This is a genomic window from Mesorhizobium sp. M7A.F.Ca.MR.245.00.0.0, assembly GCF_003997415.1.
Lineage (GTDB): Bacteria > Pseudomonadota > Alphaproteobacteria > Rhizobiales > Rhizobiaceae > Mesorhizobium.
The window spans coordinates 114,959-127,199 of the sequence record NZ_RZTE01000001.1; the positions used below are offsets into that span (position 1 = coordinate 114,959).

Annotated in this window: 11 protein-coding genes and 1 tRNA gene; 8 read left to right on the top strand and 4 right to left on the bottom strand. The window is 59.0% G+C overall.

Annotated features, from left to right (window positions below; translation table 11 throughout):
* Positions 1 to 2: 2 nt before the first annotated feature.
* Positions 3 to 869: an NAD(P)-dependent oxidoreductase gene (locus tag EOB80_RS00580; RefSeq protein WP_127326308.1), complete on the top strand. Its 867-nt coding sequence runs from the start codon at positions 3 to 5 to the stop codon at positions 867 to 869.
* A gap of 125 nt (positions 870 to 994) precedes the next feature.
* Here the strand turns inward: EOB80_RS00580 and EOB80_RS00585 are convergent, their stop codons facing one another.
* The gene (locus tag EOB80_RS00585; protein WP_127269030.1) at positions 995 to 1,510 is read right to left on the bottom strand and encodes a TIGR00645 family protein; all 516 of its coding nucleotides are present in this window, start codon (positions 1,508 to 1,510) and stop codon (positions 995 to 997) included.
* Between the two features lie 305 nt (positions 1,511 to 1,815).
* Positions 1,816 to 3,711 (bottom strand): OmpA family protein, encoded by a 1,896-nt coding sequence (locus EOB80_RS00590; protein ID WP_127326309.1) that lies wholly within the window; start codon positions 3,709 to 3,711, stop codon positions 1,816 to 1,818.
* A 197-nt stretch (positions 3,712 to 3,908) separates the two neighbouring features.
* Between EOB80_RS00590 and EOB80_RS00595 the strand changes: the two genes are divergently transcribed.
* Complete coding sequence (locus EOB80_RS00595; protein WP_127326310.1) at positions 3,909 to 4,355, top strand: YcgN family cysteine cluster protein; 447 nt, start codon at positions 3,909 to 3,911, stop codon at positions 4,353 to 4,355.
* 255 nt (positions 4,356 to 4,610) lie between these two features.
* A complete protein-coding gene (locus EOB80_RS00600) occupies positions 4,611 to 4,967 on the top strand; it encodes a hypothetical protein (RefSeq protein WP_127326311.1) in 357 nt (118 codons plus the stop codon).
* Between the two features lie 241 nt (positions 4,968 to 5,208).
* Here EOB80_RS00600 and EOB80_RS00605 read toward each other — a convergent pair whose 3' ends face one another.
* The gene (locus EOB80_RS00605) at positions 5,209 to 5,919 is read right to left on the bottom strand and encodes an SIMPL domain-containing protein (protein WP_127326312.1); all 711 of its coding nucleotides are present in this window, start codon (positions 5,917 to 5,919) and stop codon (positions 5,209 to 5,211) included.
* 135 nt (positions 5,920 to 6,054) lie between these two features.
* Here EOB80_RS00605 and EOB80_RS00610 point away from each other — a divergent pair.
* Both EOB80_RS00610 and EOB80_RS00615 read left to right on the top strand, forming a co-directional pair.
* Positions 6,055 to 6,130: transfer RNA gene (locus tag EOB80_RS00610), tRNA-Ile, on the top strand.
* A 101-nt stretch (positions 6,131 to 6,231) separates the two neighbouring features.
* Positions 6,232 to 7,902, top strand: coding sequence for a DUF6538 domain-containing protein (locus EOB80_RS00615; RefSeq protein ID WP_127326313.1), 1,671 nt, complete (start codon positions 6,232 to 6,234; stop codon positions 7,900 to 7,902).
* Positions 7,903 to 8,500: 598 nt separating this feature from the next.
* Here EOB80_RS00615 and EOB80_RS00620 read toward each other — a convergent pair.
* On the bottom strand, positions 8,501 to 8,743 hold the full coding sequence (locus EOB80_RS00620; RefSeq protein ID WP_127326314.1) for a helix-turn-helix transcriptional regulator: 243 nt from the start codon (positions 8,741 to 8,743) through the stop codon (positions 8,501 to 8,503).
* A gap of 424 nt (positions 8,744 to 9,167) precedes the next feature.
* Between EOB80_RS00620 and EOB80_RS00625 the strand changes: the two genes are divergently transcribed.
* The 3 genes from EOB80_RS00625 to EOB80_RS00635 all read left to right on the top strand — a co-directional run bounded on the left by EOB80_RS00625 (position 9,168) and on the right by EOB80_RS00635 (position 12,241).
* Positions 9,168 to 9,866 (top strand): hypothetical protein, encoded by a 699-nt coding sequence (locus tag EOB80_RS00625; protein WP_127326315.1) that lies wholly within the window; start codon positions 9,168 to 9,170, stop codon positions 9,864 to 9,866.
* Positions 9,867 to 10,256: 390 nt separating this feature from the next.
* Positions 10,257 to 11,438, top strand: a complete 1,182-nt coding sequence (locus EOB80_RS00630; protein WP_127326316.1) for a GIY-YIG nuclease family protein — start codon at positions 10,257 to 10,259, stop codon at positions 11,436 to 11,438.
* A gap of 182 nt (positions 11,439 to 11,620) precedes the next feature.
* Positions 11,621 to 12,241 carry a recombinase family protein gene (locus EOB80_RS00635; protein WP_127326317.1) on the top strand — a complete coding sequence of 207 codons (621 nt, stop codon included), beginning with the start codon at positions 11,621 to 11,623 and terminating at the stop codon, positions 12,239 to 12,241.

Below are 12,241 nucleotides of genomic sequence, written 5' to 3' on the forward strand. Positions count from 1 at the left end.
AAATGTCGCTCAAGGGAAAGACGCTGTTCATCTCCGGCGGGTCGCGCGGCATCGGGCTGGCGATCGCGCTGCGCGCGGCGCGCGACGGCGCCAATGTGACGATCGCGGCCAAGACCGCCGAACCGCATCCGAAGCTGCCGGGCACGATTTATAGCGCTGCCGAAGAGATCGAGCAGGCTGGCGGCAAGGCGCTGCCTGTTTTGTGCGACATCCGCGAGGAGGCGCAGGTGGCCGAGGCGGTCGCCAGGACCGTGGAAAAATTCGGCGGCATCGACATCTGCGTCAACAATGCCAGCGCCATCCAACTCACCGGCACGCTCGAGACCGACATGAAGCGCTACGATCTGATGCATCAGATCAACACGCGCGGTACCTTCCTGGTCTCGAAAATGTGCATTCCTCACCTGAAGTTGGCGCAAAATCCTCACATCCTGAATCTGGCGCCGCCGCTCGACATGAAGGCCAAGTGGTTCAGGAATCACGTCGCCTACACCATGGCCAAGTTCGGCATGTCGATGTGCACGCTGGGCATGAGTGCGGAGTTCGCCAAGGACGGCATCGCCGTCAATTCACTGTGGCCGATCTCGACCATCGACACGGCGGCGGTGCGCAATCTGCTCGGCGGCGCGACGGTGGCGGCGATGAGCCGTTTGCCCGACATCATGGCCGACGCCGCGCATGCCATCTTCATGCGCCCGGCGCGCGAGACAACAGGTAATTTCTACATCGACGAGGAGGTGCTGCGCGCCGAGGGCGTCAGCGACTTTTCAGCCTATGCGCCAGGTGCGACAGGGCCTCTGGCCGGTGACTTTTTTGTCCCTGACGAGGTGTTTGCCCGCACGGACAGCAAGATCAAGAGCATCTACTAGATCCGCGTCATTGTGAGCGTCGAGCTAAGCCGTCCGCCGTGGCTGAGCCACGGCAAAGCCTCGTTCAAACAAAGCGATAGTGCGCCAACCCTGCCGGGGTGATTCAAGGTCCGGCAGGCGCTTGCTTACGCCTCATCCTTCTTGCCTTTGCCGAGGCCCATCAGCCGGTCGATATAGGCGAGCATGAGGGCCGAGACGACGAAGGCGAGATGGATGATGGTCAGCCACATCAGCTGGTCGGTCGTGTAGGTCGACGAGTTCAAAAACACCTGCAAAAGGTGGATGGACGAGATGGCGACGATGGTCGAGGCAACCTTGACCTTCAGCGAGCCGACATCGATGGTGCCCAGCCAGTGCACGCCACCCTCTTGGTCGTCGAAGCGGCTGACGAAGTTCTCGTAGCCCGAGATGATGACCATCACCACCAGCGAGGCAACCAGTGCGGCATCGATCAGGCCGAGCATCTTGAGGATAGTGTCGGTGTCACCGAGCGTGAACGCCAGGGTAATGAACTCATAAAGCTTCTTGCCGAATGACAGCGCATAGACGGCCAATGCCAGGGCCAGGCCGATATAGAAAACGACGAGCAACCAGCGTGAAGCGAGAATGATCGATTCGATGGCGAGTTCGAGACGCTTCATGGGATGATTCCGGCTGGTTATCTCTCAGACAATGGCCGTATTCGGCCAGGCCGCCACCGTTTGCAAGACAAAAAACCCCGCCGAACAAGGTCCGGCGGGGTTCAATGCGTCCCGCTGGAGTCGGGACGGGGCAGGGAACGCCCAGCCCCGAATCTGGGGTGGCTGGGCCCGCGATTCAATGAGCCGTGTCTAATGCCCGTACAATTCTTGTTGAACCCGTCACATCCATCCATCCCCGTCGGTGCCGGGGATGGATGCTTCTCGTGCCGATTCCACAAACCGGGTCATGATTTTGAAATCATGACCTAATTGTTGCTGGCCACAGGTGCCACCAGCGAGGTGATGCGGCGAATGCCGACGCGCCGGTTCTCGCGGTTCGGCGCCGACGTATTGACCTTCAGATACTCCTCGCCATAGCCCTGTGTCGTCAGGTTCTCCGGCGGGATGCCGAAGGCGTTGGTCAGAGCCTCGGCCACCGATTCTGCGCGGCGATCAGAAAGAGCCAGGTTAGCCTCCGGTGTGCCGACGGCGTCGGTGTGACCTTCGATCAGGAAGGTCTCGGCCGGGTTCTTCTTCAACAGCTTCTCCATTGCGGTGGCGACGCCCTCGAGCTTCTGCACCTCGGTGTCGGAGATCGAGGCCGAGCCGAATTCGAAGTTGAGCGTGTCGAGATCGACGCGCCGTGCAATGTCGCGCACGCGTGCCGAACGTTTGACCTCGTCGATCGAGTAGAGGCGCTGGACCTTCTCCACCGGTGGCTGTTCGAGGAAGGTGTAGTAGTCGTCCGGATCTTCGACATCCTCGGAGTCCAGAATGTACTCCTCGCGCGGGATTGTCAGCCGCATCGGCGGCAGATCATCGCCGGGATCGCGCCAGTCGCTGTCGTCCTCATAGTGCCGCTCATCGACATAGCTCAGCACATATTCGCGTCCATCCGGCGCAATGCGCGAACGCTGGATAACGTCGCCATAGCGGTTGCGGATGGTGACGATCTGAACACCGTTGTCACGCTCGACGATTTCCCGGGTGCGGTCGCCCGACAGATCCTCATAGTAGACGTTCCTGGCGCCGCGGGTCATGCGCGGGGCGTCATTGCTCTCGACGAATGTCTGGTTGTTGAACTGCAGGATGACGCGGTCGCCGAGTTCCCTGACGACGTCGACGCCTTTCGGACGCCGGCGGTCACGGACGTTCTCATCGGGCGCACGCTCTACGCGCGTGCCCTTTTCCTCGGTCACCGGCGCGATGTTCTCGGGCTTGATCTCCTGTTGTGCGGCCCTGTCGTCGGTGGGCGGCGGACCTTGGTCGATGGGAGCAGCCACCGGCTTGCGGCCCTGATCGCCACCTTGCTGGGCATTTTGCCCGCCATTCTGCTGCTCGCCATCCTGGGGGACGATCTTGTCGCCCTGCTTGCGGCCACCCCTGCGCTCGGCGTCCTTCTGGCTGTCCAGGATGGGAGCGGCGTTTGGATCGGCCGGTGCTTCGCCTTGCACCGGGTTTTCGCCCTGTGCCGGTGCTGCCGTCTGACCATTGGCCGGTTGTTCGCCGGTGGCTGGCTGTTCGGCTGTGGCCGGCTGCTCGCCAACAGGTTTCCTGACACGCTTCTTCGTCGTGTCCTGGGGCTGCTCGCCCTGGGCCGCGGGCTGTTCGCCGGCAGGGGCCGTCGCCTCTCCAGCGGGAGCCTCTTTCGGTGCCGGGGCGACTTCAGGTTGGGCCTGCTGGTCCTGCCTGTTCTTCTTGCGCGGCTTGGCCTGCTCGCCGGGCTGATTGTCGTTGGCCGGTTCCGCCTGGTTGGCCGGCGCCTGCTCGGTTTGCTGCTGCTGGTCGCGCTTCTTCCTGCGCGGCTGCTGTTCCTCGGCTGGCGCTGCCTGTTCGGCCGGCGCCTGCTCAGCCTGCTGCTGCTGGTCGCGCTTCTTCCGGCGTGGCTGCTGCTCCTCGGCGGGCTGTTCGCTCTGGGCAGGCGCGGCCTGCTGTTCAGGCTCGGCCTTCTTGCGCTCGCGCTTCTGTTCGGGTTCCGCCTGCTGCTGTTGTGCGCAGGCTTCGCCTTCGGCGCATGCTGCTTGCGCCAGGATGAATGGGGCTGCCGTGCGCTGGGCAAGGCCGGACGCGACACTTCCCTGAAGCGGGAACGCGCCCAACGGCGCGGATGCCATAAGCAGGCCGAGTGCCGTGCCTGCCAGAATCCGTGGTTGGCGTTTCATCGAAATTCTCCTTGTGGGGTCCCATCCTTGCCGAAACCGATCTTGTGCCGATTGGTTCCAGTCTGGCACGGATAGAGGCCGTACGGGGCGATTGACCGACCTTTTGAAGGCAACTTCATGTCATTCACCTGGCGATAGCCGCAATTGCGACCATTGCCGCGCTTGACCTTGCCCGCGGCTGGGGCCACATCCCGGAAATGGAAACGCCATTCTGGAAAACCAAGGCGCTGGAGGCGATGAGCCCGGCCGAGTGGGAATCGCTGTGCGACGGCTGCGGTAAATGCTGCCTTTCGAAGCTTGAGGACGAGGGCACCGGCGAGATATACTGGACCAGCGTCGGCTGTCGGCTGTTCGATGCCGAGACCTGCCGCTGTTCGGACTACGTCAACCGGCTGGCGCGCGTTCCCGACTGCGTCGGGCTGACGCCACAGAATGTGCGAACCATCAGTTGGCTGCCCAGCACCTGTGCCTATCGGCTGGTGGCCGAGGGCCGCGACCTCTACTGGTGGCACCGGCTGGTGTCGGGCAGCGCCGAGACCGTGGATGAAGCCGGCATCTCGATGCGCGGCCGGGTCAAGGCGAGCGAAACCGATCTTGCCGAGCCGGAAGACTATTTTGACTATGTGCTGGACGAGGAGCCGTAGGACCAGCGGCGGTGAGCAAGAGCCTCGCGTTTGAAGACATTCGGCCAATCCGCGGGGTCGGAACCGGGGCGCCGGGTCAGGCGTTCTGGCCTTCACTAAGGGCTGGGGACGATGGCGAATGGCCGGAACTTTCCTTTTCCCGCCATATGAACCGGAGATGAACGGCAGGTTCGTAAAGAGTTCAGACAGGCAGGCGCATTCTCCCACCATCGGTTCACGAGGACGGGCGAAGGCCCGCAAAAAGGAGAGAAGACGATGTTCAACACGATCAAGACGGCAGCCCTTTCGGCCCTGGTCGGTCTCGGCACGCTGGCGGCCGTTCCCGCTCACGCCGACAGCCTCTATCTCGGCTTCGGCAACAACAACGACCCGCGTTTCGGCGTCTATACCGGTGACGACGGTTATCGCCATCGCCGTGACGAGCGCCGTGGCAACTGGCGCCGTGGCTGCTCGCCGGACCGCGCCCTCGACAAGGCCGAACGCATGGGCCTCCACCGCGTCCGGATCGTCGACGTCAACCGTCGTACGGTAAAAGTGGCGGGCCGCCAGGATGGCGACCGCGTCGTCGTCGTGTTCGCCAATGAGCGCGGCTGCCCGGTCATCTATCGCTAAGCTTGGTTTGGCCGATCAAGAGGCATGATCCTCTGCAAGGATCAGCCGGCGGCATGATCTTCTACGAAGATCAGCCGGGAGACACAATCTTCTGCGAAGATTGGTCTGGATTAGCCGAGCCCCTTTCCGTTTGAAGGGTGTGGCTCGAAAAAACCCGCGGGAGCAATCCCGCGGGTTTTTCATGCACGCTATTGGTTGATGATTGCCGTGGCCAGGCTCAGCCACAGATCGTCAGAGCCGCTTATTTCAGTTCGAAGGTGACGGTGACCTGCACATTGTAGGCGTTCTCACCGGCCTGTACCGGAGCCGCGCCGGCCGCGGCATCGAAGGCTTTGGCATTGATCGGCATCGGCGCCGGCCTGATGTTCTGGTCTGTGATCTCGAGCACCCGGCCCAGGCTGACGCCGGCGGCTTCGGCCAGCGTCTTGGCCTTGGCCATGGCGTCGGCGACCGCCTTCTTGCGCGCCTCGGTGACCGTGGCTGCCGGGTTGTCATTGGTGAAGGCAATGCCGCCGCCCTGGTTGACGCCTAGCGACACCGCCTTGTCGAGGATCTCGCCTGTCTTGTCGACGTCGCGCACCCGCACCGAAAGCGTATTGGTCACCTGGTAGGCGACGAGTTCGGCTTCCTGACTGCCGTCCGGCTTGTTGGTGTAGTTGTAGCGCGGGTTGATCTGGATGCCAGCGGTCTGCAGATCGCGGTCCTTGATGCCGGCGGACTTCATCGCCGCGATCACGGCGGCCATGGCGTCATTGTTGGCATCGAGCGCGGCGCGCGCGGTTTTGGCCTCGCGCATGACGCTCAGCGTCAGGACCGCCAGATCGGGGGCTACGGTTGCTTCGCCTTCGCCCGACACGATGATGCGGGGCGGCGTCGGCAGATCGGCGGCTCCAGCCATCGCCGGAAAAGCGATTGCAGCGGCGAGCGCGAGAGGCAAAAGATGTCTGGTCATGAAAATCTCCTTGGTCTGCGATCAAGTCGCAAGGGGTCGCGTAGAGCGCGATTATGGGTTGATTTGGGCGATCTGCGGAAGCCCGTCGGGAAAGCCTTGTGCCGCGATGCGAAAAACATTAATCCAGCCCGCGTGGGGCCTGTAGCTCAATGGTTAGAGCCGGCGGCTCATAACCGCTTGGTTGGGGGTTCGAGTCCCTCCGGGCCCACCATCGTCTTATAGACACGTTGCAAATCCTGCAATCTGTTGTTTTCAAATCTCTTTCTGCCCTGTATGGTTCCAACATCGGCTCCAACATTTGGGTGGTTCTAGGTGGCAAAAGTCGCTGGTCTGATACGAAAGAAGAGCGCCTATTTTTACGTGCGCAGGATACCCAAAGAGGTCCGTTCGCTCTTCGACGGCAAGCAACAGATAACCCGGAGCCTCAACACCACGGACTTTCGTGTCGCGTCCGATAGGGCGAGGAGGATGGCAGCCGAAACGGACAAGGTTTTCGCGGATGCGCGTCTGGGCAAAGCGCCAAGCGCGGCGACACGCCGTGGCGTCACGCGCGAACAACTTTTCGAGGCCGCCCGGCTGCACCTTTACAATCTTGAGCGCCGGACCACGGATTGGGGAGACACCAGCGCGGAAGCCGCGAAGGAAATCATCCATGCTGATTTGGCGAACATCGGTTCGCCGCATGAAGAGGTCTGGGCAAGCGCCGTCCAGCCGATAGCGGAGACGGTGACCAAAGAGCTTCGCTTAGAGCTTGGTCGCGGTGACAGTCTTTGGTTCGAGTTCGCGTCACTCATCCGCCGTGCGGAACAGGAACACCTTGAGCGGGAACTAAGCCGCATCAACGGGGTGGTAGGAGCAACGGCGACAGATGCGTTATTCTCCAACACATTCGCACACAACCAGCCGCCGAAATTATCCCTGCCGTCCGGGCAGTCACTCGGCCAAGTCATCACCCGATTTGAGAAGGACCCGACGCGAGGTCATCTTACCGAAAGCGCGGGCAAGAAATACATACTGCCGTTCGCCGTCCTTCGTGAGGTCGTCGGCGACGACAAGCCGATTGGCGAGATTACCCGCGCGGATTGTGCCGCCTGCCATGAACTCCTAGCCGCGCTGCCCCGCAACTACAACAAGCTCACTAAGTTTCGTGGGAAGGGGCTTAAAGAGTTGGCGGAACTGGCGAAATCGAACGGTGCCTCGCTCCTCTCACAAGGCACGATGCAGGTCTACGCCCATCACCTGTCGGCGTTCTTCAACTATGCCGTCCAGAAGGGCATTATCGAACATAATCCGGCCTCTCGCTTGATGGCAGGGCAGCCCAAAGAGGGATCGTCCCGGCTGACCTTCAACGAGGAAGAACTGAAGGGTTTGCTGGCGGAGTTGCCCGGCTGGGCCGGCAATCGACGTGGTGGGAGGTTCTGGGCACCGTTGGTCGGCTTGTTTTCGGGGATGCGACTTGGCGAAGTCCTGTGGCTTCACACAGACGATTTCCAGACCGTTGACGGGGTCGATGCTATCGTCCTGCGCCGGACCAATGACCGAAGCTTGAAAACCCGTGGGGCTGCTCGTGTCGTTCCCATTCATGCCGAGCTAAAGCGGCTCGGGTTCATGAAGCTCGTTGAGGATCGAAAGCGGGCGGGCGGCAGGCTGTTCCTCGATCTGCCGGGCGACAATCAAAAGCATTGCGTTGACATGTTCCAGAAACGGTTCAGCTACATGCTGAAACAAAAAATTGGGGTGCGGGCTGGTGTCTCCTACCACTCTCTTAGGCACAATTTCCGTGACGAACTGAGAAATGAAGGTGTTCCCATGGACGTAGTCCGTGCCCTTGGTGGGTGGGGGCGAGGCGGCGGTATTGAAGAGCGCTACGGGCAAGGCGCGCGGCCTGCGGTTCTCCGTCGATGGATAGACAAGGTGACGTATCCCGGCCTTGATCTCAGCCATTTACACATGCCGAAGGCAGATCAGCCGGAAGCAGCCTGAAACTTTGCAACCGGGTGCAAAATTCTGTGAACCTCGTTGAACCCACTGGTCTTCCAGATTGGAAGTGGCCCCGGATGCCTGCCTACAACGGCTTCATTCACGAGGAGCGAGTTCGCGGCTGGCAGTTAATACAACACTTCACTGACAATGGCTGGCTGGAAAGGCCCGTTCGTTGCTCGATCTCGGGCTCCACACAGAACCTCCAAACCCACTGCGAAAACTACTATTCTCCATGGTTACCGTTTCCGATTAGTAGGCCAATTCACATGGCCTTGCATCGCCGCTTCCGGCAACCCGATCCTTGGAGGCGGATAGTGGATTTATACGCTGTAACCGGTGCGGAGTGGTTTTGCGCCCTAGCGATGCAACCGATTGACTTGGCCGCAACGCTACGCGCTCAGCACGGGGCTCATGTCGTCGATGTGTTCCGGAGAGCCCCTTTCCCTTCGAAGAATATTGCCGCCGTTGAGCGGGGCTAGCACGGCCCGCCGCGACCCTATCGCCACCGTGAGGTCGGTAGGCAAATGGTTTGTACCTGCTGAAAGTCACAAGGGTCGGCGACATTCACCTTTTGCAAGTTGTCTGCTCGCTGGCAGCGTCAATCCGGGCTGCCTTGGAGGTCGCGCACCAGAGCAACAACATCCAAATCGATGATCTTGGCGATATCCATGAGTTCAACAAGATCGACTCGGCGCTCGCCGCTTTCGATGTTTGCAATGAAGGGCTGATGCCTGCCTAGGACTTTGGCGACCTCCGCTTGCGATAGCCCTTTTGCCCGCCGCTGACTTGCCAGCGCCGCTGCAATCATTCTGTGGCGTTCGGAGTGAACCGACTTCGGCATTGAACGGTTGACCAGTGATCAACCCGCCGGTAATCCGATATTCAGATTATCCAAAAACCGGATACCGCTGGGCGGCATCGCTGTCGCCGAGTCTGAGCAAGTTCAGGGAGGAAGAAATGAACCGATCACTCGTCAGCACCCTGTCCGCCATCAATGTAATATTGGTATTTGCGATCATGGCCATCTTCGCTTTTGGCGGGACTGTGCTTTGGGCAATAGCGGAGGGCTGATCGGTCTCCTGCTAGGCTTCATAGTTGCGTCGGTCCTGTGTGGAGGGCTCGCCGCGCTCTGCCTGATTGAAAAGCATCTGCGGGTGATCGCCGACGACGTGCGCAAACGCCAGAAGGGGCCAGTTCCTGCTCGGATTGAGCCATCGGTGAGATAATTCCCGGCAAATCGGCGACGGGGTGCGTCACGGCACAGCGTGAAATTTCTACAGTGGATGATTACGTGCTCTGCTAGCTACCGGAACGATTTTGAAGTAGCTCCTTTTGCCTCACCGGTGTTCATTTCGAAAGCGTCTTCAAATCCCATGTCCGCACAAGCTAAACGGCCCGGCAAGGCCGCGTTCTTCATCCTTGCAATCGTCTTTGGAGCCCTTCTTTATTTTGTCTACCCCGGCCCTCAAATGCGGGCGGAAGCTGAGCAGAAAGCGCAAGCTGTAGCTGCGGCTGCCGAGCGTGCTGCGAGGGAGGAACAAGCCAAGCGGGATAGAGAAATTGCCGATGCTGAAGCGAAGCAAAAGGAGGACTTAAACCACGCAACTCCAAGCCAATTCCGGGACTTGGTATTGGCTTGCCAGACTGCGATCCGGGATAAGCTGAAAGGGCCATTCGATGTGTACTTTGCTCGATATACCGCACATGACCTTGAGCCGCTGGTTGCCTTTGGAGCTTCATCGCGACCTAGTGCAATCTTGGACAAATACGACTTTGATCCCATCGAATTTAATGTCAGGGGTCTCCAAGACCCCGCAAGCCGAGAGTTCTGGGATATCTCGTTCGTTGTAGAAAGTGCGGTTGAGGGCTTTTCCAACCAAAAGTTTGCGGCGGTTTTCGAGTGTCCAGTTGCGGGTCTCAAACCAACTGAGCCACACGAGACTCAACGCCTATTTTTCGATTAAACAGTCCGTAAATATTGAAGTTTGCAACAGGGTGCAAAATCGGGCTGCGTTGACACCGAGTCTAGCACCAAGGACGAGGTGGGATGACCGCAAAGCGCGAGCCTAGTCATGGCCTGCAGTTCAACTGCGAGCATTTGGTTCCTAAGGGACATAGGGCGCTTTCAGCGCCTTCAGGTCTCCGTAACCTGTCTTGAGCTCACCCCTGAGATGGTGGCGTATCGTCATGGGGCCGGGGGGGGGCGGAGTTTTCCTGGACGCGATATATCCATCCGTCCGCACCAATGCGAGGGCTTTGGGCCGTGGCCCAATTTCTTCAACAGCAGTCACTCTTTCCTTTCTCCTCGATGTTTGGCTATCTGACCGCTTCCTTGACTCGTCGGACTAATATTCATGACAATTGATAGTACCGCCCGCCGCCGACCGGCTGGCCGCCATAAGGTAAAACAAGCTGACGGAGTGGTGACAAAGTGCTCGTCTCGCGTCGCCAAAAGCGGAAATCAGGCGCATAGCTTCTATATCGGCAACGACCAGTTCAGCATCTTCACCGACGATCAGCTTTCACCTGTTGCTGTTGGAGATCGAGTGCGCTTCGAGTATGAAATACGACACCTGCGGTCTGGCTACCGAAGGGAGTATTTCTCAGTCATCCCCGAAAGCCTCATCATATATGTGCCGAGCGAACTCGACGTTCCTATCGAGGGGAACGTATATATTCTCAGCAACCCGTCGATGCCGGCGCTTCTCAAGGTCGGTTACACTACTGGCACGGTTGCCAAGCGTGCGTCCGAATTATCGGGTGTTACGAGTGTCCCGACAGGCTTTAGGATCGAGTGGTCGTTGCCTATCCTAGGTGACCCCAAAGCTGTCGAACAAAGGGCCCATGCCCATCTGGCGCCTCACCGCCATGGCAAGGAGTTCTTCAAAGTTTCGCTCGATGAGGCCAAAGGTGCCTGCACGCGGGCATTTGCAGAGCTTTATCCCGACCATGCTTTGACGATGGACGACGCTTTCGCCAAGAGAGCGGAGGCCGAAATACAGCGCCGCAAGGACTTAGAAGAGCGTGCAGTGGAACAGCAGAAGGAGCGGCAAAAATTAGCCCAAGAGAGAGCCTTCGACGCTTCCAGAGAAGGTCAGTGGCGCAAAGAAGGGGCATGTGAAGTCGTTCTGTTCGACTATCAATATAAGCCGAACTTCGACCGTCCTTCATTTTTCGCGAAGCTTTTCGGCGCAAAATTCCAGGACTTCATCGTTTTCAAAATCGAGGTCCGTCAGCACGCCGAAGCCATTCACTGGACCCTCATGGTATCCGGCCGACTGCAGGAAAAGTCTGTCTGGAAACCGCAGACCTTTTCGACACGACAGGAATGCATGGAGCAACTCGCGATGGCGATGGAGGAGTATTCCGTCTCCAATCGGCGAGCAACAATCCATATCCCCAACGCTTTGATCGAAAATCCACCGATATTACCGGACGAGTATCGCAATCCGAGGGTCACTCTGTCGCTGAGCTCTCTTGATGGATTGGCTATCAGGCCGGCCCCGGCGAAACAGAGACACTCCAGATACTCCTGACGAGAAGCATACGTTCCAAGGGTGGAGTGTTGGCCGCTTGAAGTGGCCAGATTTAGCTTTCATCGAAAGCATTTGGGTATGCCTTTAGCGGACCGCACTTACGGTGGTTCGATAATAATGTTTGACGACCCTAATCGTACCAGACAATGTGAGACCACTCATATCGAACCGGGGTCTCATAAATGTTCGTACGCGCATATCTCAGAGCCTCAACGAAAGAGCAGGACGCAAACCGCGCCAAGGGTGATCTCCTCGCATTTGCTAAAGAACGCGGTCTGCAAATCGCAGCTACTTATTTGGAAAATGAAAGTGGGGCCTCGCTCGCGCGACCAGAACTCTTCCGGCTCCTCTCGGATTGCCAACCCGGTGACATTCTGCTCATCGAGCAGGTGGACCGGCTCAGCAGGCTGAATGGGACAGACTGGAACAAACTGAAGGATGAAATCAGGGGGCGCCGCATTAAGGTTGTCGCTCTCGATCTACCGACATCTTGGGGCATGGCATCAGAGAATGCCGACGAGTTTACATCTCGGATGGCTGATGCAATCAACAGCATGATGCTCGACATGATCGCGGCGATTGCACGGAAAGACTATGAGGATAGACGGCGAAGGCAAAGACAGGGTATCGCAAAGGCCAAGGGCGAGGGCAAATACCGAGGTCGTCCGGAGGACAAGACGCGCAACAAAGCGATCCAACTTATGCTAAACGGCGGCCAAAGCTGGAACACCATCATTTCGGCAACGAGATGCTCGCGCTCAACACTCGCCAGATTGGCGAAGCGTCCTCTCGGAAAAGAATGA

What these genes read in the sequence shown, in the direction of transcription:
- EOB80_RS00585 (WP_127269030.1), bottom strand. Translation starts at nt 1,510, where the DNA reads ATGAAGCGTCTCGAACTCGCCATCGAATCGATCATTCTCGCTTCACGC.
- EOB80_RS00635 (WP_127326317.1), top strand. Translation starts at nt 11,621, where the DNA reads ATGTTCGTACGCGCATATCTCAGAGCCTCAACGAAAGAGCAGGACGCA.
- EOB80_RS00590 (WP_127326309.1), bottom strand. Translation starts at nt 3,711, where the DNA reads ATGAAACGCCAACCACGGATTCTGGCAGGCACGGCACTCGGCCTGCTT.
- EOB80_RS00600 (WP_127326311.1), top strand. Translation starts at nt 4,611, where the DNA reads ATGTTCAACACGATCAAGACGGCAGCCCTTTCGGCCCTGGTCGGTCTC.
- EOB80_RS00595 (WP_127326310.1), top strand. Translation starts at nt 3,909, where the DNA reads ATGGAAACGCCATTCTGGAAAACCAAGGCGCTGGAGGCGATGAGCCCG.
- EOB80_RS00630 (WP_127326316.1), top strand. Translation starts at nt 10,257, where the DNA reads ATGACAATTGATAGTACCGCCCGCCGCCGACCGGCTGGCCGCCATAAG.
- EOB80_RS00605 (WP_127326312.1), bottom strand. Translation starts at nt 5,919, where the DNA reads ATGACCAGACATCTTTTGCCTCTCGCGCTCGCCGCTGCAATCGCTTTT.
- EOB80_RS00580 (WP_127326308.1), top strand. Translation starts at nt 3, where the DNA reads ATGTCGCTCAAGGGAAAGACGCTGTTCATCTCCGGCGGGTCGCGCGGC.
- EOB80_RS00620 (WP_127326314.1), bottom strand. Translation starts at nt 8,743, where the DNA reads ATGCCGAAGTCGGTTCACTCCGAACGCCACAGAATGATTGCAGCGGCG.